Annotated in this window: 17 protein-coding genes; 7 read left to right on the forward strand and 10 right to left on the reverse strand. The window is 28.3% G+C overall.

The features are described from left to right. Positions 1-18: 18 nt before the first annotated feature. From ACFOWD_RS07385 to dnaN, 8 genes are all read right to left on the reverse strand, one after another. Positions 19-435: a VOC family protein gene (locus ACFOWD_RS07385; protein WP_377409356.1), complete on the reverse strand. Its 417-nt coding sequence runs from the start codon at positions 433-435 to the stop codon at positions 19-21. Between the two features lie 88 nt (positions 436-523). After that, positions 524-2,206, reverse strand: a complete 1,683-nt coding sequence (gene ggt, locus ACFOWD_RS07390) for a gamma-glutamyltransferase (protein ID WP_377409358.1) — start codon at positions 2,204-2,206, stop codon at positions 524-526. Between the two features lies 1 nt (position 2,207). Next, positions 2,208-2,801: an acyl carrier protein phosphodiesterase gene (locus tag ACFOWD_RS07395; RefSeq protein WP_377409360.1), complete on the reverse strand. Its 594-nt coding sequence runs from the start codon at positions 2,799-2,801 to the stop codon at positions 2,208-2,210. A gap of 35 nt (positions 2,802-2,836) precedes the next feature. After that, entirely contained in the window at positions 2,837-4,531 is a 1,695-nt protein-coding gene (locus ACFOWD_RS07400; protein WP_377409362.1) for a hypothetical protein, read from the reverse strand. Beyond that, positions 4,519-5,715 carry a DUF4249 domain-containing protein gene (locus ACFOWD_RS07405; protein ID WP_377409364.1) on the reverse strand — a complete coding sequence of 399 codons (1,197 nt, stop codon included), beginning with the start codon at positions 5,713-5,715 and terminating at the stop codon, positions 4,519-4,521. Before ACFOWD_RS07405 ends, ACFOWD_RS07400 begins: the two co-directional genes overlap by 13 nt. A 2-nt stretch (positions 5,716-5,717) precedes the next feature. Beyond that, entirely contained in the window at positions 5,718-8,450 is a 2,733-nt protein-coding gene (locus ACFOWD_RS07410) for a carboxypeptidase-like regulatory domain-containing protein (RefSeq protein WP_377409366.1), read from the reverse strand. Then, on the reverse strand, positions 8,447-9,091 hold the full coding sequence (locus ACFOWD_RS07415) for a hypothetical protein (RefSeq protein WP_377409368.1): 645 nt from the start codon (positions 9,089-9,091) through the stop codon (positions 8,447-8,449). The genes ACFOWD_RS07410 and ACFOWD_RS07415 overlap by 4 nt, the downstream gene beginning before the upstream one ends. 178 nt (positions 9,092-9,269) lie before the next feature. After that, positions 9,270-10,388, reverse strand: coding sequence for a DNA polymerase III subunit beta (gene dnaN, locus ACFOWD_RS07420; protein ID WP_288956234.1), 1,119 nt, complete (start codon positions 10,386-10,388; stop codon positions 9,270-9,272). A gap of 178 nt (positions 10,389-10,566) precedes the next feature. Between dnaN and ACFOWD_RS07425 the strand changes: the two genes are divergently transcribed. The 3 genes from ACFOWD_RS07425 (at position 10,567) to ACFOWD_RS07435 (ending at position 15,858) form a co-directional block, all read left to right on the forward strand. Next, the gene (locus ACFOWD_RS07425) at positions 10,567-13,083 is read left to right on the forward strand and encodes a PIG-L family deacetylase (protein ID WP_377409370.1); all 2,517 of its coding nucleotides are present in this window, start codon (positions 10,567-10,569) and stop codon (positions 13,081-13,083) included. Between the two features lie 110 nt (positions 13,084-13,193). Further along, entirely contained in the window at positions 13,194-14,894 is a 1,701-nt protein-coding gene (locus ACFOWD_RS07430; RefSeq protein ID WP_377409372.1) for a sodium:solute symporter, read from the forward strand. After that, the gene (locus ACFOWD_RS07435; RefSeq protein WP_377409374.1) at positions 14,887-15,858 is read left to right on the forward strand and encodes a Gfo/Idh/MocA family protein; all 972 of its coding nucleotides are present in this window, start codon (positions 14,887-14,889) and stop codon (positions 15,856-15,858) included. Before ACFOWD_RS07430 ends, ACFOWD_RS07435 begins: the two co-directional genes overlap by 8 nt. A 66-nt stretch (positions 15,859-15,924) precedes the next feature. On the opposite strand, the gene ACFOWD_RS07440 is transcribed toward ACFOWD_RS07435, so the two are convergent. Next, positions 15,925-16,602 carry a hypothetical protein gene (locus tag ACFOWD_RS07440; protein WP_377409376.1) on the reverse strand — a complete coding sequence of 226 codons (678 nt, stop codon included), beginning with the start codon at positions 16,600-16,602 and terminating at the stop codon, positions 15,925-15,927. A 263-nt stretch (positions 16,603-16,865) separates the two neighbouring features. Beyond that, positions 16,866-18,947, reverse strand: coding sequence for a helix-turn-helix domain-containing protein (locus tag ACFOWD_RS07445; RefSeq protein WP_377409378.1), 2,082 nt, complete (start codon positions 18,945-18,947; stop codon positions 16,866-16,868). 227 nt (positions 18,948-19,174) lie between these two features. Here ACFOWD_RS07445 and ACFOWD_RS07450 point away from each other — a divergent pair, with 227 nt between their 5' ends. The 4 genes from ACFOWD_RS07450 (at position 19,175) to ACFOWD_RS07465 (ending at position 23,862) form a co-directional block, all read left to right on the forward strand. Next, entirely contained in the window at positions 19,175-19,759 is a 585-nt protein-coding gene (locus tag ACFOWD_RS07450; RefSeq protein WP_377409380.1) for an ankyrin repeat domain-containing protein, read from the forward strand. 77 nt (positions 19,760-19,836) lie between these two features. Beyond that, a complete protein-coding gene (locus tag ACFOWD_RS07455; RefSeq protein WP_377409382.1) occupies positions 19,837-20,949 on the forward strand; it encodes an acyltransferase family protein in 1,113 nt (370 codons plus the stop codon). A gap of 5 nt (positions 20,950-20,954) precedes the next feature. Then, positions 20,955-21,995 carry a serine hydrolase domain-containing protein gene (locus ACFOWD_RS07460; RefSeq protein ID WP_377409384.1) on the forward strand — a complete coding sequence of 347 codons (1,041 nt, stop codon included), beginning with the start codon at positions 20,955-20,957 and terminating at the stop codon, positions 21,993-21,995. Then, a complete protein-coding gene (locus ACFOWD_RS07465) occupies positions 21,985-23,862 on the forward strand; it encodes a serine hydrolase (protein WP_377409386.1) in 1,878 nt (625 codons plus the stop codon). The genes ACFOWD_RS07460 and ACFOWD_RS07465 overlap by 11 nt, the downstream gene beginning before the upstream one ends. Positions 23,863-23,870 lie beyond the last annotated feature (8 nt).

Here is a 23,870-nt window from a genome sequence, read left to right on the forward strand (position 1 = left end):
TAAATGTAAAAGAAGATTTTACTTAGCAAATAATTGACTCATGTCTTTAAAAGCTTTAAACTCTAAAGCATTATTTTCTGGATCGTTAAAAAACATTGTGGCTTGTTCACCAACTTTCCCTTTAAAACGAATACAGGGTTCAATTATAAATTTTGTGTTTACAGCATTTAGTTTGTCTGCTAAAGTATGCCAATCTTCCCAAGTTAAAACAACGCCAAAATGTGGTACAGGAACATCATGACCATCTACAGGATTCGAAATTCTATCTGCTTTAAAATCTTCTTTTTGATGGATTACTAATTGATGACCAAAGAAATTAAAGTCTACCCAATGTGTATCACTTCTACCTTCTTCACATCCTAAAATATCTCTATAAAAGGTTCTACACTTTTCTAAGTTTTGAACTGGAATGGCTAAATGGAATGGCTGTATCATTGTTAGTTGTTAGTTGTTAGTTGTTAGTTGTTAGTTGTTAGTTGAAATTTATAAAAGAAATTATTAGTTAAATATATTTGTTCTTTAATTAAAATCCTACAGCAGTATCATCTCCTCTTGGGTCTGCACCACCTTCTAATTTTCCATCTGGTAATACTAAAATGGCATCAACTCTACCTATAATTAAAGAGTTTCTTTCTAAAATAGAATATCCTAAATGTTCTAATTCTTTTTTAGTAGCATCAGAAAAACTATGGGGTTCCATTCTAATTACATCTGGTAACCATTGATGATGAAAACGAGGCTGATTTACAGCTTCTTGCATGCCCATATTATAATCTACTACGTTTATAATATTTTGTAAGACTGATGTGATTATGGTAGAACCTCCAGGAGTACCAACTACCATAAATAATTTACCATCTTTTTCTACAATTGTGGGTGTCATAGAACTTAACATTCTTTTTTCTGGTACTATTGAATTGGCTTTAGAGCCAACTAAACCATAAACGTTTGGTGTGCCTGGTTTACTAGAAAAATCATCCATTTCATTATTTAAGAAAAAACCTGCACCTTTTACTAAAACCTTAGATCCATATCCTGTATTTAAAGTAGTGGTTACAGAAACTGCATTTCCAAATTGGTCTACAATAGAGTAGTGGGTAGTTTCATCACTTTCGTAACCTAAGATTTTACCATGTGAAATTTCTGATGATGGTGTAGCTTTATCCCAAGAAAAAGTTTCCATTCTTTTGTTGATGTAACTTGTAGCAGTTAAACTGTCAATAGGTACATTAATAAAATCAATATCACCTAAATAATGTGCTCTATCTGCATAAGAACGTTTTTCTGCTTCTGTAAGTAATTGGATGTATTTCGTAGAATTATGTTCGATTTTAGAGATATCAAAAGGTTCTATAGATTTTAAAATCTGAGCTAAACAAATTCCACCACTGGCAGGTAAAGTCATAGAAGTAATTTGATAATCTTTATATGAAAACTCAATGGGTTTTCTCCAAATTGCTACATATTTCTCTAAATCTTCATGAGTTATTATACCACCTAATTCTGAAATATAATTCACTAAAAAATCAGCAGTTTTTCCTTTGTAAAAACCATCTTTACCAAAATCTCTTATACGTTCTAAAGTTTTAGCTAATTCGTTTTGAATTAAAAGATCACCAGCTTTCCATTCTTTATCAAAAATGGTTTTATAATTATTTACTTTTCTAAATCTATCAGTAGCATTATTTAAATCATCTGCTTGTTTTCGGGTTATAGTAAATCCGTTTTTAGCTAAATCTATTGCTGGTTGAATCAATTCTTTAAAAGGTAGGCTTCCAAACTTTTTATACACCTCAAAAACACCTGCAACAGAACCAGGTATACCAACTGCATGAGCACCTAAAACACTTTTGTTTTTAATAACATTACCTAATGAGTCTAGATACATGTCTTTATAAGCAGTAATTGGTGCTTTTTCTCTAAAATCTAATGCTCCTTTTTTACCATTTTTATCTCTGTAAACCATAAAACCACCTCCACCAATATTACCAGCAACAGGATATACTACAGCCAAAGCAAAATGAGTTGCAATCATTGCATCATATGCATTACCGCCTTTTTGTAATATGTCTGATCCTACTTTTGAAGCTTCTTTTTTGGCTGAAACAACCATTGCTTTTTCAGTGATTAAGCCTTTTACTTTTGATTCTTTACAACCTATAAAAAGAATAGATGTGATTAGAATAATTATGAATTTTTTGAGCATTTTATTGATGAAGTAAATGGTTTAATTTTTCTTTTGCAAATAGTATTAAATCTTTAAAAAACAATGTAAAATCTTCTTCTAATTCTTTTTCTAAACTATTTAAATCTTCTAAGGCTAAATTCATTTGAGATTTCCCTTTTGTTCTATGGTTCATCCCATTTAAAACTTTTTGAATTCCTTCTTTAAATTGATAATTATATAAAATATTATAGTCTATCATGTATTTAATAAAGTTTTGAGATTTTACAGGTAATTCACTAGATTTTTTTTCAAATAATTGATTTATAGCATTTGCATAGATACTTAATGGAATAGCAGAGTAATTTGCCCAGTTTTTAGCTAAAAAATAATCGTAAAAAATATCAATAATAACACCATCATAATGTCTGTAACGTTCATGAAGTCTTCGTTTACTTTTTCTTACAATTTCATGAGTGTCTGTAAAGGTGTCAATTTCTCTATGAAGTATTATGCCTAGCTGAATTTCTTTTGGATAGTGCCCAAAATGATTTCCTCTTACATGATCTGCAATAAAATTACCAATCATAATATTGGTGTTATTTTGAGATAGATACAAATGTGCAAGAAAATTCATTGGCTAAAAGTAATAAAAAAGAAGCCAAGAATATTTTATTTTACTGTAAAAAAGTGTTCTTCAAAAATGGGTTGTCCGCTTTTTGTATACCCTTGAATTTCTACTTTAAATTTTCCAACGATATCAGAAGAATAAAAGAATATTTCTTTAGTACTCTTATTAATTTTTGGCAACCAAAGTAGTTGAGTTCTAAAGTCAGGAATATTTTTATTTTTTAAAACTTCATAATTTGGGTGATAATAATTTTTTTCTTGCTCTGGTTTTAGAAGTGAAAACTTTTGAGATTTTTTTGATTTGTTTTGGTAATTTTTATCAAATGTTTTGATATCTATAATTCCTTGATAAAGCTTATTTCCAAAAAAGTATTTTTCTTGAATTACTTTTATGGTTTTAATCTTTAAGGCATCAAAGCTAATAAAATCTGAATGATTATTTATTATAAAACCGTCAACAATAAGTAGCGTTTCTAAATTTTTTTCTGATACTAAATCTACATCTCTTAATCGAAAGCGTTGTTCGTTATTTTCATTTACAATCCAAACATCTTTTAAAATTTCTACAGCAACTTCTTTAATTGTTTTAAACCTTTTAAAATCATCTAAAACATAAGTGGTGGTATTAGAATTGTCGTAAAAAACAGGCTTATTTTTATTTTCTTTAGAATAGCTAGACTGTTTTACAGAGTTATATGCATTTTCTATTTGTATGTATTTGCTTTGTTCTTTTATGTAAATTCTTAATGCTTCAGTTAGTTCTAATTTATCAAAATTAGAGAAAGTTATATGTAAACCTTTATCTTCATTTAAAGAAATGGTATATTGGTTATTATCTAAAACCTCTACAACAACTTCATTAGCAGAGTAAGGTTTGTCAATAGAAAAGTAGAAAATACCATTTTTATTTGTTGTGACTATTTTTGTTAAAGAGTTTTCACCACCAAAAGATATAGCAATATTTTTGTTACCAACTTCTAAATTATTTGAAGAACTAATTTTACCCTGAATTAACTCCCCTCTAAATTCAGGAATATAAAATGTTTTAGAGATTTTATTGTTTTTTATTGAATTAGCCTCTAAAAAGCTAGTTTTTGGTGTTGTTGGTAGTTCTATTTCATTTGTCTTTTTTACTGAAATAGAAATGTTTTCAATGTTTTCTGTATTAAAAAATAGTTTTATTTTTTCTCTTTTAGAATATGTGTTTTTATCTGTTTTTGGCTTTAAAAATTGAGTGTTTTTAAAGGTGTAAGCTTTTTTAGTATTTATAGAATCTAAAGTTTTTACGTGTTCTAATTTATCAGCAAATGGATTTACAACATAAATATTTTCTTCAAAAAAGCGTTGCTCATTTCTCATCCATTGAGTGTATGAAATCAATTTATATGTGCCTGTTTTTATAGATGATGATAAAAATAAATCACTAAAACCTATTCCTTTTTTCAAGTTAATTTTTTGTTTAGAAATACTTTTTTGATCACTGTTTATTAACTCTACATAAGCAATTTTACTTAATAAAGAAGGTGTGTTTTTTTTAGCATCTAAACAATAAATAGTATAATAAAGAGATTCGCCTGTTAAAAATAAATTTCCATTAACATGTAAAAATAGATGTTCTTGAGGTAGTTTTTCTTTTTGATATTCAATGGTATTCTGACTAATAATAGTTGATGAATACAATAAAATAATACAGATATAAAATATTTTTTTACTCATAATAACTATTAATCTATCCAAAATGAGGGTTTTATGTTAGAGCCTAAAACTGTACAATCTCCACATATTTTAGGAACTAATAAATACCTGCCTTCTAAGTGGCTTTGTCCAGTATCGTTTTCTTTATAATAAGTGTGGGTATTGTCTTTTATTAAATCAATTAAAGGAGATTCACCTGAAAAAGGATCTGATAAAATTGGAGCTACAAAATCACAAGTAGATGGAAAATATGAAGTTTGATTTGGAAAAACATCTTCATAATTAAAAAACAATCTTTTTTCAGCTACAGAAACTACATCAAAAAAACCAATTACTTTTTCATTTACATCTGTATCTGAAGTAATATTACCATTTATAAAACCAGGTTGTACTTGTGCAAAAACATTATCTGAACCAGAAAGTTTTTTTAAAGTTTCGTAATAATTATAAGATGCTGCAGTAAGTACATGTTGTTTTACTAAAATGCTATATCTTTTAGAGATTATAAAATCTGAATTTAATATAAAACGAATAGGAAAGTTAACTCTATCTTCTGAAAGTGATTTTGTTTCGGTAATTAATATTTGGTTTGAAAAAAGTGTTTTATAGCAATTTTCATTGTCTACAGTTCTTTGTACAACTTCAACCTCATAAGGCCTTGTATCTGAAACAACTCTTAATTCACTATCAGACCAAAAAGGCGGAGATATTTTATAGGTTTCTTCAAAAGTATATCTATAATAATTAGAATTATTATTAGGATTAAAACTATGTACTATAATTGAAACTCCTTGATCTCCTTTTGTAGAAGTTTCTACTTTAGTGGTTAATTCTTCAATAGTTGAGTTTACTGTAAGTTGTTGTTTAGATGTATATACTTTACCTTTGTTTGTTGCAATTTTTAAAGTATATTCTAGATTTGGGATTGCTTTAAAATTTAAGTCAGATACATAAGTTCCTGGTAAGGTTTCAGAAAAAGAATACGTATTGTTTTGATTATCAGATACTATAATTTGTGCACCTGTTTCTGCATTAAAATCAGTTTTATCTATTTCAAAAGTTCTAGAAAGCTTTACAGTATGTTTTTTTAATTCATTTGTAATGGTAGCTTCTACTACTAAAAAGTTATCATAGCTAATAGTTTCTATAGCAATAGGTTCTACACAACCCAAAAAGGTAACTAAAAACAGAAATTTTATAAGATGTTTTTTTAGTAATTTCATCATTTTTAGAATTTAAAATTATAAGTAATTGTTGGTATAGGAGTAGAAAATATAGAGCTTTGATAAGCTTTTACAGTTCCGTTTTCAGTTGCAAAAAATACAGCAAAAGGATTATTTCTCCCCAAAATATTATACACTGAGATATTCCAGAAACTATGAGCAAATTTCTTAATTTTATGATTGCCTTCTATGTTTAACCCAATATCTAATCTAAAGTAATCTGGTATTCTAAATTGGTTTCTATCACTATATAAAACATACTCATTACCTTGATAAATATATTTACCTGTTGGGTAGGTAATGGGTCTTCCTGTTTGATAAGTAAAGTTACTAGACAAACTAAATCTTTTAGTTAATTTATAATTAGCGATTAAATTAAAATCGTGAGGTTTGTCAAAATTAGTAGGAAAAAACTCGCCATTATTTACACGTTCTTCATCAAAAGGACTATCTAATTTTATAAAAGATCTAGAGTAGCTATAACCTATCCAACCATTTAATCTACCAACATTTTTCTTAGCTAAAAACTCAATACCATAAGATTTTCCAGGTCCTTGTAAAACTTGAGTTTCTATTCTTTCATTCAATAAAAACTCGGCTCCAACTTTATAGTCTAAAACATTTTTATAATCTTTATAATAAGATTCAATACTTAACTCATATTCGTTAACATTAATATTTTTAAATATTCCTAATGAAACTTGTATCCCTTCTTGAGGTTTAATATTTACGTCAGATAGTTTCCATGCATCTGTAGGAGATGCAGTTGTATTGTTGCTTAATCTGTGAATAAATTGAAAGGATCTGTTTAAACTAGCTTTTAAAGACAACTCAGGATTTAAAAAATATCTACCCGAAAAACGATATTCTAATCCTTGATATGTCTGGTACACTTCATTATTTTTAAACTGTTCAGAATTTATAAGATTAGCATCTGTTGTTGGAGAATTATCTGCATAATAGCGTTGCGTAGATTCTCCTAGACCTAAATAAACAGAGTAGCGTAAACCTAAGTTAAATGATAATTTTTTGTTCACTGTAAAATTATCAGAGATAAAAACAGCGCTTTCTAATCCTTTTTCATCTTCTATTGTAATTGGTGTTATAATAGAGTTATTGTCTGATGGTGAAAGTCTTCCTGGAGAAACATTATATAATTTTGAAGAAATGCCATAATCAAAACTATGTTTTTTTGAATGAGAATAATGCATTTTTAGTTTTGCACCAATTTCATTTATAGTGTATTTTAAATCAAAATTGTTATTTCCAATACTATTGTAATTAATATTAAAAGCATAATTACTAGATGATAGTATTAAGTTTCCATGATTTTTATCATTAAACTTATGAGACCAATTTATAGAAGCTAATGTATTACCATATGTGTTTGTAGTGTCTGATGCAATTCTAAAATCATCATTGCTATGATAAGCCGTAATTTTTAACCTGTTTTTTTCATTAAATTGATGATTGTATTTTGCAATAACATCAAAAAAAGATGCACTACTATTATTTAAAGATTTATCGTTTAAAGATTTTAAGACCCAGTTAGAATATGTACTTCTAAAACCAACCAATAATCCAGATTTCTTTTTTACAATAGGTATTTCTAGGCTTACATTACTAGTAACTACACCTATTGAAGCTTCTCCTTTAAATTTTTCGGTATCTGCATCTTTTGTTTCGATATCAAAAACCGAAGAAATTCTACCACCAAATTCTGCAGGTATATTTCCTTTATAAACTTTTAAATCGCTGGTGGTAAAAGGATTTATTGCAGAAAATAAACCTAAAAAATGTGCAGGATTATACATAACACTTTCGTCTAGTAAAAATAAATTTTGGTCTACTTTACCACCTCTAACATTTACGCCTTCTGCACCTTCACCTGCAGACTTAATACCAGGTAAAGTGGTAGCAACTTTTAAAATATCTCTTTCACCTAAAACTTGAGGAATATTTTTTATTTCTTCAATGTTTATTTGTGTTATACCAGAAATTACTTCTTTTACATTACTTTCTTTTTTGGTTTTAATAACCAATTCATCTAACATTTCAGATTCTTCATTTAAAGTAATATTTATAGATCCATCACCAAACACAATTAAGTTTTTAGAACTTGGTGTAAAACCCAATAAAAGTGTTTCTATAGTGTTTTTTCCATAAGGTAATTCTAAAGAAAACACGCCTTTAGAATCTGTTGTAGATGATATTTTTTTATTTCTTTCTAAAACAACAACGCCTTCAATAGGATTTTTAGTTTGTTTATTTTTTACAATACCCTTTATGGTATAGCTTTTCTTTTTATTACCTACTGTTTGTTTACCAATAATTATAGTTTCATTATTTTCATCAACTACATTTTCTATATAAATAGGTCTTTCTAAATCTTCTTCAACAATTAGTTCATTTTTTTCTTCATAAAGTGTTTTATGAATTAAATTTCCTTTCGTTAAAATAATTTTTTTATCATCAATAATTGTAAAGTTTAAAGATGTTTTTCTTAGAATATCTTTTAAAATAAATTCGATGTTTTTGTTTTTAAATTCTTTGGTAAGCTTATCATCTTCTAACCAAGAATCTATATAGAAAAATTGAAAGGAAGTTTTGTTTTCTAATAAAGTAAAAACCTCTTTTAAAGTATTTTCTGTAAAAGAAATAGATATTAAATCTTCTTTATTTTGCGATTGAATTTGTAATGTAAAAACACACAAAACTAATAAGATACACTTTTTCATATCTTGTTTTTTATGTGTTTAGAAATTACATTTCCTAATAACTTATAAAATGAATCTGTATTAGTTCTATATAATTTCTTGTTTATTTTATAGGTATTGCTAATTAACTTTTTTAGTTCAGGAAAATGATTGATGACATCTTTTTTATTTTCAACTTCATAATAATTGACGTCAATTTTAAGATAGTAAGTGTTTTTGTCTAAAAATTTATAGTACACAAAAGACTCATTTAATTTTTTGCGTTTATTTTTTTTATTTTTTTTTAAAAAAATAAATTGTTCGCTTTTGTAAATGAGTTCTAAGAAACCAAGTGTTTCTGAGTTTATAAAATCTTTTTCATACAATTTAAAATTGCTAACTAAAGCATTCTCTAATGCAATTTGATTTTTGTTTTTTACAATTAAAAGATCTTCAGAGGTATTGTATTTTAAGTAGACATTGTAGAAGGTTTTATTTTGATAAGTAACATTACCTTTTACAAAATCATTTTTTACAAAATATTGATGATTGTTATCAAGCGTTCTATATTTTTCTGAGTAATATTTACCATAACTTAAAGCTGTGTTTTCAAGTCCTATAATTTCATCATATAAATTATAGGCAGCTTTGGTTTCATTAGAAACTTGCGAATATATTGACATTGAAAAAAACAATGTAATAGCAAAATGTATTTTCATTAAAGTGGTTAACTGATTAGAGTAAAAGTAAAAAAAAGATTGAATTGGCCTTGATAAAAATTCTTTTATTTTTAAATAGCCGAAATAAAAAAACCACAACTAAAAAGTTGTGGTTTTTACTATTTATATTGGTTATATAAAATTAATTATTCAACATAACTGGCATTACTAACATCGTTACTTTCTCTCCTTCATCTGTGCCATCAATTGGAGTTAAAATACCTGCTCTGTTTGGTAAACTCATTTCAATTAAAACTTCGTTAGAGTTTAAGTTGTTTAACATTTCACTTAAAAAACGTGAGTTAAAGCCAATTTGCATATCATCTCCTTGATAATCGCAACTTAAACGTTCATCAGCTTTATTTGCAAAATCTAAATCTTCAGCAGAAATATTTAATTCTGTTCCTGCCATTTTTAAACGAATTTGGTGTGTAGTTTTACTAGAGAAAATAGAAACACGTCTTACAGAGTTTAAAAAAGAAGCTCTGTCTACTGTTAATTTGTTTGGATTTTCTTTAGGAATTACAGCTTCGTAATTTGGATATTTACCATCAATTAATCTACATACTAAAACTATATTGTCAAAAGTAAACTTAGCATTAGCATCATTGTATTCAATAGTTACTTCACTTTCAGAACCACCTAAAATACCTTTTAATAAATTTAAAGGTTTTTTGGGCATAATAAATTCTGCTGTTTGGTCTGCAGTAACATCTGTTCTAGAGTATTTTACTAATTTATGTGCATCAGTAGCAACAAAAGTTAAGCTTTGAGAACTAAACTGAAAAAATACACCACTCATTACTGGGCGCAAATCATCATTACCTGCAGCAAAAATTGTTTTAGAAATTGCAGTACCTAAAATATGAGCTGGTACTACTGTTTTACTCGGACTTGGTAAACTTACAGCTTTTGGAAATTCATCACCTCCAAAATAAGCCATGTCGTATTTACCTTGGTCAGAACTTATTTCTATTGTGCTATCACCTTCTGTTTTAAACGTTAAAGGCTGGTCAGGAAAAGTTTTTAAAGTATCTAATAATAAACGTGCAGAAACTGCTATAGATCCAGAACTATCACTCTCTACATCTACTACAGAACTCATAGTAGTTTCTAAATCTGATGCAGAAACTTTTAATTGATTTTCAGATAGTTCAAACAAAAAGTTGTCTAAAATAGGTAGTGTGTTGTTGTTGTTTATTACGCCACCTAAAACTTGTAACTGTTTTAGCAATTGCGAACTAGATACAATAAATTTCATTGATTTTTATTTCTATAAATTAGTATTACAAATATAGGTTTAATAAGTGATTTTTAAAATTAATTTATTAACAGGTTATGAGCATTTTGTTGATGAAACAGAAACGTTATAATTATGTTAAAGCCACTATTTCGACTTTAAAAAAGTTACTTTTGTTACTACTTATTAAACCAATCAAATGAAAAAAATATATTTTTTTACCCTTTCATTTTTATTGATTTCTATATCAAGTTTGGCTCAAAAGCCTCAAAAGTTAGCCTCTAATCAGATTTACGAAAAAGTACAAAAACTAAATTTTTTAGGTACAGCTTTATATATAGCAGCTCATCCAGATGACGAGAATACAAGGCTTATAGCATATTTAGCAAATAATACAAAAGCAAGAACAGGTTATTTGTCTTTAACGAGAGGAGATGGAGGGCAAAATTTAATTGGCCCAGAAATAAGAGAATTATTAGGTGTTATAAGAACACAAGAATTATTAGCTGCAAGACGTGTAGATGGTGGAGAACAAATGTTTACTAGAGCAAATGATTTTGGGTATTCTAAACATCCAGATGAAACATTAAAAATTTGGGATAAACAAAAAGTATTAAGTGATGTTGTTTGGGCAATTAGAACTTTTAAGCCAGACGTTATTATAAATCGATTTAATCATAGAACTCCTGGTTCTACTCATGGTCATCATACAAGTTCTGCTATGTTAAGTGTAGAAGCTTTTGATAAAGTAGGAGACTCAACACAATTTAAAAGTCAATTAGCTTTCACCAAAACATGGCAACCAAAGCGTTTATTTTTTAATACTTCTTCTTGGTTTTTTAGAGATAGAGCTCAGTTTCTAGAAGCTTCTAAAAACTTTACAAAGTTAGACGTGGGTGTGTATTATCCTTTAAAAGGATTATCTAATAACGAGTTAGCTTCCATAGCAAGTAGTCAACATTTATGTCAAGGTTTTGGTAGATTATCTACAAGAGGTTCTCAAGACGAATACCTAGAGTTTTTAAAAGGTGATGCATTAAAAGATAAAAACGATATTTTTTCTGGAATTAATACTACTTGGAATCGTATTGAGGGTGGAGGAAAAATTGGAGACATTTTATATGATGTAGAAGAGAATTTCGATTTTGTAAATCCTTCTAAACATTTACCACAACTATTAGATGCTTATCAATTAATTAATGAATTAGATGATGATTATTGGAAAGCCATCAAAAAGAAGCAAATTTTAGAAATTATTGAAGCTTGTTCAGGTCTATATTTAGAGGTTTCTGCAGAAAGTTCATTTGCCATACCAAATTCTAAAATTAATGTGAATATTGAGGTTTTAAATAGAAATGTAACTCCAGTAAAATTAATTTCTATCACATCAAAAATTAATAATAAAAAGGTATTTAAAGGGTTAGACTTAGAGCCTAATAAAAGAGTTAATTTTAAAGAAAGTATACAGTTAGAAACAAATCAATTTTCTGACCCATATTGGTTAAAAGAAGAATGGTCTTTAGGAATGTATAAAGTCGATAATCAAAAACTAATTGGTAAGCCAGAAACTGAAAAACAAACTAAAGTAGATTTTGATTTAATCATAAATAATGTACCTGTAACCATTACTAAAAATATGGTTAGAAGATATGCAGAACGTGATAAAGGAGAAATTTATGAGCCTTTCGAAATTTTACCAAAAGTAACTACAAGATTAAAAAATAAAGTACTTATTTTTTCTGATAGTGTTGCTAAAAAAGTAGAGGTACAAGTTAGGGCAGGAGCTAATTATATTAATGGAGAAGTCCGTTTAAAAGCACCTAAAGGTTGGCAAGTATCACCTGAATTTATTCCTTTTAATATTGCACAAAGAAAAGATATTCAAAAAGTTATTTTTACTGTAACTCCTCCAAAAAATGAATCTGAAGGCACTTTAGAAGTTGTAGCTTCTGTTGGTGCAAAACAATACACAAAAGAATTAGTAGAAATTAATTACAATCATATTCCAAAACAGTCTGTTTTACTTAAATCTAAAGCCAAAATTGTTCGTTTAAATATTCAAAAAATTGGTAATTATATTGGCTATATTAAAGGTGCTGGAGATGTTGTGCCAGAAAGTTTAAGACAAATAGGATATACAGTTGTAGCTATAAATCCTTCAGAGATTAACGAAAGTAATTTAAAAAAATACGATGCTATTGTTGTGGGTATTCGTGCTTATAATGTGGTAAAAGAACTAAAATTTAAGCAGAAGTTTTTATTAGATTATGTAAAAGAAGGGGGTAATATGATTGTGCAGTACAATACCAATAGAAATGTAGATATACAAGCACCTTACACCTTAAAATTATCTAGAGATAGAGTTACAGATGAAAATGCAGAAATAACAGTTTTAGATCCAGATAATTCTTTGTTAAACTTTCCGAATAAAATAACAGAGACAGATTATAAAGGTTGGGTTCAAGAAAGAGGTTTGTATTTTCCAAATATTTGGAGTGAGCAATACACCCCTGTTTTTGCTATGAATGATAAAGGCGAAACTCCAAAGATGGGTAGTTTACTAATAGCTAAATATGGAAAAGGAAATTACATCTACACAGGCTTAAGTTTCTTTAGAGAATTACCTGCAGGTGTTTCAGGGGCTTATAAATTATTTGCGAACATGCTTTCTGTGGGTAAAGAAAAAATTGAAGTAAAACCAGAAATTAACAAATAATGAAACCAGAAAAATATACTTGGAAAAAAGAATATACCATTGTTTTGGTGGCTAATGTTATTTACTTAATTGTCTTTTACTTAATTACCAATCATTTTACGAATTAATCTATGGAAATAGCCAGTAAATTACACGAAATAGATTGGATAATATTATCGATAACTTTATTGTTTATCGTGGTTTATGGTACTTATGTAACACGTAAAAATTCTAATGTTACAGATTATATAAAAGGTGGTAATGATACAAAATGGTGGACCATTGGTTTGTCTGTTATGGCTACTCAAGCTAGTGCAATTACGTTCTTATCAACTCCAGGTCAAGCTTTTCATAGTGGTATGGGTTTTGTGCAATTCTATTTTGGATTGCCTATTGCAATGGTTATTATTTGTGTAGTTTTTATACCTATTTACCACAAGTTAAAAGTGTATACAGCCTACGAATTTCTAGAAGGTAGGTTTGATGCTAAAACCAGAACATTAACAGCTATTTTATTTTTAATTCAAAGAGGATTAGCAGCAGGTATAACCATTTTTGCACCAGCTATTATTTTAAGTGCAGTATTAGGTTGGGATTTATTATCACTAAATATCATCATTGGTTTTTTAGTAATTATTTATACAGTTTCTGGGGGTACAAAAGCCGTAAATGTTACTCAAAAACAACAAATGATTGTTATTTTTTTAGGAATGCTAATTGCATTTTTTATGATTTTGAGCCAGTTGCCAGAAGATATTACATTCTCTAAAGCCTTAACTATTGCTGGTGCTAGTGATAAGATGCAAGTGTTAGATTTTTCTTTCGATTTAAATAACAGATATACAGTTTGGACAGGTTTTATAGGGGGTACTTTTTTAATGCTATCTTATTTTGGTACAGATCAAAGTCAAGTGCAGCGTTATTTGTCTGGTAAATCTGTTAGAGAAAGTCAATTAGGTTTAATTTTTAATGGCTTGTTAAAAGTACCTATGCAATTCTTTATTTTGTTAGTAGGGGTTATGGTTTTTGTGTTTTATCAATTTAATACATCACCTTTAAATTTTAATCCAAAAGTAAAAGATGAAGTTGCAAACTCTATATATGCAGAACAATATAAAAGTCTAGAAACAGAACATATTGAGATAGAAAATAAGAAAAAGAAATTATTGGCAGATGGTTTTCAAGATAATGAAAAAACACAAATACAAGCCTTAAACAAACGCGATTTAGAACTTAAAGAATCTGCAAGAGTAATTATTGATAAGATTGATGAAACAGCGATAGAAAAGTTAGAGTCTAATGATAAAGATTACGTGTTTATTCACTTTATTCTTAACAATTTACCTAGAGGTTTAATTGGTTTATTGTTGGCGGTTATATTATCTGCAGCAATGTCTTCTACAGCCTCAGAACTAAATGCATTAGCAAGTACAACTGCTATGGATTTGTACAAACGAAATATAAAAGAAGAAAAGTCAGATGCACATTACGTAAAAGCTTCTAAGTGGTTTACTTTAGCTTGGGGTATTTTAGCCATTTTGGTAGCCTGTATTGCCAATTTGTTTGATAATTTAATTCAGTTGGTAAATATTATAGGTTCTATTTTTTATGGTAATGTGTTAGGTATTTTTCTACTAGCATTTTTCATAAAATATGTAAAAGGTAATGCAGTATTTATTGCTGCAATTATAACTCAGACCATAATTATTATTACCTGGTATTTAGATGTATTGCCTTATTTATGGTTAAATTTATTAGGTTGTATTTTAGTAATGAGTATTGCTGTTTTACTACAATCTTTTACAAGAAAGCAAACATTAACAAATGGCTAAAATTATAAAATGGGGAATTTTAGGATTAGGTAAAATTGCTCATAAATTTGCTTCAGATTTAGCAAAAGTTCAAGATGCAGAGTTGTATGCAGTAGCTTCTAGAAATGCTTTAAAATCTAAAGAATTTAAAGCACAATATAAAGCTACTAAAGCCTATAGTTCTTATGAAGATTTAGCAAAAGATACTTCAGTAGATGCTGTGTATATAGCTACACCTCATGCTTTTCATAAGCCACATACAATACTGTGTTTGCAGCATAAAAAAGCAGTGTTGTGCGAAAAACCTTTTGCCATGAATCTACAAGAAGTAGAAGAGATGATTGCTTGTGCTAAAGAAAATAAAGTGTTGTTAATGGAAGCTTTATGGACCTATTTTTTACCACATTATCAATTTGTTATAGCGTTAGTAAAGTCAAACAAATATGGCAAGCTAAAACAATTAAAAGCAGATTTTGGTTTTTACACAGCCTACAATACTGAAAGTAGATTATTTAAAAAAGAAGTAGGTGGAGGTTCTTTATTAGATATTGGTATTTACCCCATTTTTGCTGCATTATCTACTTTAGGAAAACCAGAAAGTATAAATGCTAATGCCACATTTTTTGAAAACGGGGCAGATTCAAGTTGTGATATCTCTTTTAATTATAAAAATGTAAAAGCAGAACTACATAGTACATTATTAGCAGAAACACCAACTGAAGCTATTTTTACGTTTGAAAAAGCTTTGGTAATAATTCATACACGTTTTCATGAACCCACTACAGTGAGTATAGTTACAGCTAATACTACAGAAACCAAAGACTTTAATTATAAAACCATTGGCTATAGTTATGAAATAGAGCATTTTAACCAATTGCTAAGAAATCATAAAATAGAAAGTAATTTAATGACTTTTGATTTCTCTAAAACCTTAATACAAACTCTAGATAATGTTAGAGAAAAAATTGGGTTAACATATAGCTGATTATATGATTGTTTTTTTTTGTTAGTTGTGTTGCTGTAACTAATTAAGTATATAGTTTTTCTTTCTTTATTCTTTCATCAACTCTTCAAGGCCCATAATATACATTGCATATATATCTTCATTACTCAAAACCTCAGATTTCGTAATATTAAAAACACCATAATATCTTTTTATTGACCGAAGATTTGAAAAGTCTTTTATTTCTATCTTTTTTTTCCAAACCTTATTTTTGTTTTCATCAAACACTGTGGCGTGTATTTTAAGATTTGGTTTAGTGTTAATTTTAGTTTTAGTTTTGTTTTTTCCAAAGAATACAGAAGTGCTACCTCCATTGGAAATCTTTACATAATACCTAATGTATCTGTTATTTTCAGTACAACTAACTTTTGCTCCTTTAAAGGTATTTGAGGGCAATCCCTCAAGACGTCCACCAATGCCTCCTGAGTCATAAATCTTCCCTTTTTTGTTTCTATAAAAACACATTTTTACTGGCATTTGTAATTTTTCGGTAAAAGCCTCTTCTGTTTTAATTTTAATAGAATTTATAAGTTCTTCAGGGAATATTTTACTTACAGAAAAACCAGATAACCAATTCTTTTTATTTCGGTCTACCTTTAAAAAATCAGTAAGTTCAGAATCCACATCAAAAATGAAAGAGTAAACAGCACCACTTTGTGCACTAGCCACAATTGCATAAAAGAATAATGTAATAATTAATAAAGGCTTTAAAATTGTGTTTTTCATTTTATTTAATGTAAATACCTCTATAGCTATAACATCTACTTTATGTCATATTGAAGTTTTATAGTTTTTTAACAGTTACGAATTTTACTTTACGTACTGTACTTGTAGCAATATACTTTATTTAAAAGAAAAAAGGATTGAATCTACACTAAAATCGCGATTGCTTTAAAAATTCAAACTTTTAAACGGATAGCACATACTAAAAGAGGAAATACTCAGAAATGAATAATTAAGAACCAACTTTTAAAAGTTAATTTCATAGTTTAAAGTAATCTTTCAGACTTCAAAGTTTGCTTAAGTCTGTTATGTTTTTGCCAAAATTGCATTTCTATTTTCTTAATAGTTTCTTCGTATTTTGGATGACTTTCTAATTGCCTCATTAAAGGATCTTCCTTCAAAAATAAAACCACCCAATATTGAAAATCATCTTGTAAACTAAAATTTTCATAGGCTTCAATAGCCTTATCATAGTTCTTTTCATATATGTAAAGCATTCCTAAACTAGCCTCTTTATAAATAGATGTGTCTTTTTCTAAGTAGTTTTTAAATTTTTCAAGATATAACTCCGCTTTTTCAGAAAATCCCATTTTATAAAAAGTATAGGCAATTTTAATATTTTCTCCAGGATATAAATCAATTTTATTGGTAACAAGAATATTTATATACTTTTCATAATAGACTAATGCATTTTCATAATCTTCTTGAAAATAATACAATTTTGCAAGTTCTTGTGTTACATCAGCACGTAAAGTATCCTTTTTCCATTCTATTAGCATCTTATTCGTTAATACTTTTAGATTTTTATTATTAGCGTAATCTATAAAGTTTTTTAAATAGGAAGCAAAAGGATTGTTAGGATTATATTGTAAACATTCTTCAATATATTCAGATGCTTTTTTTGCAAAACCATTTTGCACTAAGGCATTACTTAAGTTTAAATAGACATAACTTTGAGATATAGAATCATTAGTATCAATATTTAATTGCATTCCTTTTAATGCATAAGTAAGATACTTATTTGTATTGGGTATAACTCTGGCATATATGTCAGATAGTATTAATACTACAGAGGAAGCATTAGGGTTATATTCTAAAGCTTTCTCTAAGTAAGGTATAGATAGTTTAAACTCTCTAATATTTATATAATATAAAGCTTTCGCAATTAAAGGTAATTCAGAAGTAGCATCATATAATAAAGCATTGTCTGCGTATTCATTTAATTTATCTAAATATTTTTTTTCAATTTTATTTTCATCTAAATAGTAGTAACATATAGCAACTTGAGCATAAGCATCTGCGTACTTTGAATCATTTTCTATTGCTTTTTCAAAATTTAAAATAGCTTTTTGTAATCCTATTTCTGTTTTTTCATTTTGATTTTCTAGTCCTTTCAAATAAAAATCATAAGCAGTAATATTTTCTGTAGGTTTTTTATCAATTAATGCTAATTCTTTTGGTGTTACATTAGCTTTTATTGCAAAAGCAATCTTTTTTGCAATAGTATTTTGTAGTTCAAAAACATTATCAAGTTGGTATTTGTATTGTTCAGACCAAATGGGGTAATCTTTCTTAGCATTTATTAATTGAATGCTAATAAGCACTTCATTTCCTATCTTTTGTCCACTACCTTCAATCAAATAATTTACTTGTAATTCCTCTGCAATTTCTATGACAGTTTTAGGATTATTTTTATATTTTTCTGTAGAAGTTCTACTAATTACTCTTAAGTCTTTAATTTTTTGAAGATTGTTAAGAGAAGCTTCCATAACCCCATTAATAAAATATAAATTGGAATTGTCTTCACTTAAATTTTTAAAAGGTAAGACTGCAACTGACTTTTCTTTATTGACTTTTATTTTTGGTGATGTTATGTGATCTTTAAAAAAATAAATAATCACAATAACAGATAAAATGGTAATTGCTATAATATATTTATTAATGTTTGTAGCTTTAATAGCTACTTCCTTTGTTTCTTCTTCTGTTTTTTGAAGGACTTGGTATTCTTCTATTTTTTTGGTTTTTGTTTCACTTGGTGGATAACCATAATATTCACGATAGCATTTTGTAAAATATGAAGGATTGCTAAAGCCAACTTCAAATGCAATTTCTGACGCAGTAAGTTCAGTTTCTTTTAATAACTCTGCTGCTTTTTGTAGACGTATTTCTCGTATAAACTGACTTGCAGATAAATTAGTTTGCTTTTTTATTTTCCTTAACAAACTAGAACGACTCGTGTGCATTTCATCTGCTAACTCAGAAACACCAAATTGCTCATTAGAAATATTATCTAAAACTTTAGCTTTTGCTTCTGCTAAAAAAGAATTTGAAGTATAATTTAAGGACATTTTTGGTTAATTGTAACGAATATAAGTAAAATAAAAAAAACGAATTTTATTTAAATAAAATTTTTGATAAAATTACAAAACGCGTCATAATTTATAGTCTTGCTTCATAATTTATAGTCCTGCTTAAAACTTCATAACACTTGATTCATAACTGTTTAACGCTGCTTCACGGTTCATTGCATCTTTGTATCAACAAATCAAAACAATAATAATTTAATTTTTGAATCATGAAAAAATCAATTAAAAATCAATTAAAATCTTTAGCTATTATATGTGTAATAGCAATTTCGTTTTCATCTTGTATGCAGAAAAGTAATACTAAAAATGAAATAGCCAGTTCAGAAAAGAGCGTTGCTAAACCAAAACAAGATATACATGAAGCCATCATAAAAAATAATTTTAAAGTTGTAAAACAACATATTAATGAAGGGTCTGATATCAATAAAAAAGAAACTATGAGTGGATCTACACCTCTAATAACTGCAGTAACTTTTAACAGACCTAAGATAGTTGCTGAATTATTAAAAGCTAAAGTTAATTTATCAATCAAAAATAATGATGGCTCTACTGCTTTACATACTGCTGCTTTTTTTGGGAGAATAGAAATGGTTAAAATGTTGTTAGATGCTGGTGCAGACAAATTCATAAAAAACAATTTTGGTGCAACTCCTAGAGAAACTGTTTTAGGAGATTTTACTCAAATGAAACCTGTGTATGAAATGCTAATAATGCAATTACAACCTATGGGATTCACTCTAGATATTGCACAAGTTGAAAAAGCAAGACCTGTTGTGGCTATGATGTTGCAATAATTTAGAATTATTAAGTATTCAAAGAGTATTACCAACTGCGCCTATTAAGTAAATCATTTAAACAAAAAACACATATTATGAAAATTGAAAGACGTTATGATATTGATTGGCTTAGAGTTATAGCCATAGCACTGTTATTAATTTATCATATTGCTATAGTATTTCAACCTTGGGCAATGCTTATAGGTTTTATAAGAAGTGATGAAACATCAACAGCAATTTGGCAACCAATGACGATGTTAAATGTATGGAGAATACCTATTCTTTTCTATGTTTCTGGTATGGGTGTTTATTTTGCTTTAAGAAAACGTAATAACATAGAACTACTTAAAGAACGTATTAAAAGAATACTACTTCCATTTTTATTTGGTTTTGTAGCCATAACACCTTTACACATGTTTGTGTTTCAAGATTATTATAATCTAGGTTTAAGTTATTATCCACATATGGGGCATCTTTGGTTTTTAGGAAATATTTTTATCTATGTACTTATTGGACTTCCAGTTTTTTACGGAATAAAGAAAGGTAAGTTTTCAACAATAATATCTTTTTTAGAGCGACTATTTAAAAATCCATTTGGTTTATTATCAGTTAATGTTTTTTTTATTGCAGAGGTAGTACTATTTCAACCAAAACCTTTTGCGTTGTATGCGCAAACTTGGCATGGTTTTGCAATTGGTTTGTTGGCATTCTTTTTTGGATTCCTTTTTATGAATACAGGTAAAGTATTTTGGAATACAGTTAAACAATGGAAATGGTTTTATTTAGGATTAGCAATAATATTGTATACCATAAGGCTTGTTGTTTTTGCTACAGAAGGGCCTTTATTCTTAACAGTAATAGAAAGTAATAGTTGGATATTTTCAATATTTGGTTTTTGCTATCAATATCTAAATAAACCAAGTAATATTTTATCGTATTTAAGTAAAGCAGCATATCCAGTATATATTATACATATGGTTGTGCTTTATTTAGCTGCAAAATTTATATTGCCATTTCACTTACCAGCACTTTTAGCATTCTTGATAATAACTCTGATCACCTTTATGGGGTGCTATGTACTATATGAATTTGTTATAAGAAGAATTACTTTTTTAAGACCCTTATTTGGTGTAAACAATAAAATTTCTATGCAAAAAAGTAATACTAAAAAAGTTGTTGTAAACAAAACGTCACAGTTAACATCTTAGAAATTATGAATAAAAAAACAATAAAAATTATGTTAAGAACTCTATTAATATCTGGCGCTATTATTTCATTATTTTTTGTTCCTTGGATTTTGGTAAAAGCTTGGATTTTACCTTTACCTAATTCAGTACAAGAGCAATTAGACCAAGCAGTAAATCATGGATTTGAAGGTGTTGTTGTATATATAGATCAAGCAGGTAAAAATCCAAAAAAGTATGCTTCTGGTTGGCATAACAAAGAAGCAAAAATACCTGCAAAGCCAGATGCGCTTTATAAGATTGCTAGTATAAGTAAACTATATGACGCAGTTGCTGTAACCAAATTGGTAAGTAAAGGAAAACTTTCATTAGACAAAACACTTGCTGATTATTTACCTGAACTTGTTGGTAAGATAGAAAATGCAGAAAAAATCACTTTGCGTTTAATGATTCAACATAGAAGTGGAATTCCAAACTTTACAGATACACCAAACTTTTGGGCATCACCAACAGAAACATACGAAGAAAGTTTAGCATTAATAAAAGGCATGCCTGCCAATTTTAAACCGGGTAAAAAATATGAGTACTGTAATACCAATTATCTGTTGATAAATAAGATTATGGATGATGTTTTAGGGTATCCAAATTTTCAATTCATTCAAGAAGAAATTTTAAATCCTTTACACCTTAAAAACACATATAGTTCAGTAAATGAAGTAAACCTAGAAAATGTAATGAGTGGTTATCATGTGGGCTATGCTCATGATTTAAAAACAAACGATAACGGAATGCATGCTACTGCAGAAGACGTAGGTAAATTCATTAGGGCTTTAAATGATGGAACAGTATTTAAAAATAATGAGCAAGAAATATACGCTTCCATTTACAAATTTGAACATGATGGGTGGGTGCCTGGTTATCAAAGCTTTGCAAAATATTATAAAAACATAGATACTGTAGTCATTTATTTTTATAGTACAACCGATCCTAAATTACTCAATTGGAATTTATCACAAATTTTAAATAGAAGAATGTATAGAATTATTAAAAAATCTAAAAATGAAGAATAAAGAATTAAGTTCAAAATGGCAGAGTCCCAAAAAGAAAACAAACCCATTTTGGAGTATTTTTTGGTTAACCTTTCTTGTAGTTTCTCTTTGGTATGCTTGGTACTCATTTTATGCACCTACAAATAAGATAACTTGGAAATATAACATCGAATCTGCTCAAAAGCTAACTAATAATACTAATAAAAGTATAATGATATTTTTTACAGGTCAATGGTGCTCACCTTGCAGAATTATGAAACGTGAAGTCTTTGCTGATGATGAAGTAATGAATGCTATTAACGCTAAAGTAGTTTCAGTTGAAATAGATATTGATGATCCAAAAAATAAAGAAATCGTAAAGCAATATAATGTTGTAACTACACCAACAACAATTTTCATTAATCCTCAAGGTAAAGTAATAGACCTTCTAGTGGGCAAAACTGATAAAGTAAACTTTTTACAAATGCTTAAAAAAATAAGTTTTCAAAATAAGGTCAATACAACAAAGCTTTCTGAAGCTGTTCGTATAAAAAAGAGTCAATTGGAAAAAGAAATTATTGGCAAGGTCAAATTTATTGATGAACCAGAAAACTATAGCACAATTTCGAATAGCATGATAAGTTATAATATTCCAGGATTATCTCTAGCTGTTATCAATAAGGGTAAAATAGAATGGTCACAAACATATACCAATCCCAGATTTCCAAACCAAAAGCTGAATAATACGACCATTTTTCAAGCGGCATCACTTTCTAAGCCTGTAACATTTCTTGCGGCATTACGCATGCATACAGCTGGTACTATAGATTTGGATAAGAACATTGAAAAATATGTAAAAAGTTTTTCTCTACCTCAAGGAAAACAAACTAAAGAGAACCCTATAACCTTTAGAAATATTTTTGCACATACTTCAGGTATTATTGCTGGTGGTTATCAAGGATATGCTAAAGATATTAAAGTTCCAACAGATGTAGAGATTTTAAAAGGGAGTTCAGGTGTAAATTCTCAACCAATCGAAGTGCTGTCAAAACCAAACGAATTATTAGCTTATTCTGGTGGTGGCTACACATTAGCTGAAGTAGCTCTTCAAGACATACAAAATGATACGTTTTCTAATCTGATGAAGACTTGGATTCTTGATCCTGCTGGCATGAAGCATTCTGAATTTACACAACCGTTAATTGTTAAAGATTCAAGTAAGGTTGCAAAAGGGCATACACAGTCAGGTAAAATTTTAGATGGCGGTTGGAGAAATCATCCAGAACAAGCTGCTGCTGGTTTATGGAGCACATCCAATGATTTGGCACTTTTTCTTATTGAAATTTATAAGGCATATCAGGGGGAGCAATCTATTTTTTCTACTGAAGCCATTACATCTATACTAAATCAAGAACGAGATGGACATATCTATGGATTTATTGTTGATAGATCTAATAATGGTTTAGCACTTACTCATTATGGAGGCAATGCAGGCTATAGAACAGGTATGACCATAGATCTTACCACTGGAAATGGATTGGTGTATTTAATAAACTCAGATAATGGAGGGGCATTAGGTAACGAATTGTTGTTGTCGACCTCAAAACTATATGGATGGAATCATTTTACTCGTATTAAAGCTAGAAAACAAACGATTGCAACAACATTACTACAATCTCTAGTAGGAAAGTATCTGTGGAATAATGAAGTAGAGCTGTCTGTAACTTTTTCAAATAAGAAGAATCAAATTTCATTGCATTTCCCTAATGGTGATGCCTATAATCTTGTGCCTGTAATAGGTGATAAACTGGATTTCATTCACCCAAATACTGGCATAAAAGTTTCTTTTGCAAAAGAAGAAGGCCAACATTTTTTCACATTATACAGACAAAAAGCTATTAAACAATAAATCTAAAC

Origin of the sequence: Polaribacter marinivivus (genome assembly GCF_042651285.1) — a bacterium.
GTDB classification, from domain to species: Bacteria; Bacteroidota; Bacteroidia; order Flavobacteriales; family Flavobacteriaceae; genus Polaribacter; species Polaribacter marinivivus.

What these genes read in the sequence shown, in the direction of transcription:
- ACFOWD_RS07385 (WP_377409356.1), bottom strand. Translation starts at nt 435, where the DNA reads ATGATACAGCCATTCCATTTAGCCATTCCAGTTCAAAACTTAGAAAAG.
- ggt (WP_377409358.1), bottom strand. Translation starts at nt 2,206, where the DNA reads ATGCTCAAAAAATTCATAATTATTCTAATCACATCTATTCTTTTTATA.
- ACFOWD_RS07395 (WP_377409360.1), bottom strand. Translation starts at nt 2,801, where the DNA reads ATGAATTTTCTTGCACATTTGTATCTATCTCAAAATAACACCAATATT.
- ACFOWD_RS07405 (WP_377409364.1), bottom strand. Translation starts at nt 5,715, where the DNA reads ATGATGAAATTACTAAAAAAACATCTTATAAAATTTCTGTTTTTAGTT.
- ACFOWD_RS07410 (WP_377409366.1), bottom strand. Translation starts at nt 8,450, where the DNA reads ATGAAAAAGTGTATCTTATTAGTTTTGTGTGTTTTTACATTACAAATT.
- ACFOWD_RS07415 (WP_377409368.1), bottom strand. Translation starts at nt 9,091, where the DNA reads ATGTCAATATATTCGCAAGTTTCTAATGAAACCAAAGCTGCCTATAAT.
- dnaN (WP_288956234.1), bottom strand. Translation starts at nt 10,388, where the DNA reads ATGAAATTTATTGTATCTAGTTCGCAATTGCTAAAACAGTTACAAGTT.
- ACFOWD_RS07425 (WP_377409370.1), top strand. Translation starts at nt 10,567, where the DNA reads ATGAAAAAAATATATTTTTTTACCCTTTCATTTTTATTGATTTCTATA.
- ACFOWD_RS07430 (WP_377409372.1), top strand. Translation starts at nt 13,194, where the DNA reads ATGGAAATAGCCAGTAAATTACACGAAATAGATTGGATAATATTATCG.
- ACFOWD_RS07435 (WP_377409374.1), top strand. Translation starts at nt 14,887, where the DNA reads ATGGCTAAAATTATAAAATGGGGAATTTTAGGATTAGGTAAAATTGCT.
- ACFOWD_RS07440 (WP_377409376.1), bottom strand. Translation starts at nt 16,602, where the DNA reads ATGAAAAACACAATTTTAAAGCCTTTATTAATTATTACATTATTCTTT.
- ACFOWD_RS07445 (WP_377409378.1), bottom strand. Translation starts at nt 18,947, where the DNA reads ATGTCCTTAAATTATACTTCAAATTCTTTTTTAGCAGAAGCAAAAGCT.
- ACFOWD_RS07450 (WP_377409380.1), top strand. Translation starts at nt 19,175, where the DNA reads ATGAAAAAATCAATTAAAAATCAATTAAAATCTTTAGCTATTATATGT.
- ACFOWD_RS07455 (WP_377409382.1), top strand. Translation starts at nt 19,837, where the DNA reads ATGAAAATTGAAAGACGTTATGATATTGATTGGCTTAGAGTTATAGCC.
- ACFOWD_RS07460 (WP_377409384.1), top strand. Translation starts at nt 20,955, where the DNA reads ATGAATAAAAAAACAATAAAAATTATGTTAAGAACTCTATTAATATCT.
- ACFOWD_RS07465 (WP_377409386.1), top strand. Translation starts at nt 21,985, where the DNA reads ATGAAGAATAAAGAATTAAGTTCAAAATGGCAGAGTCCCAAAAAGAAA.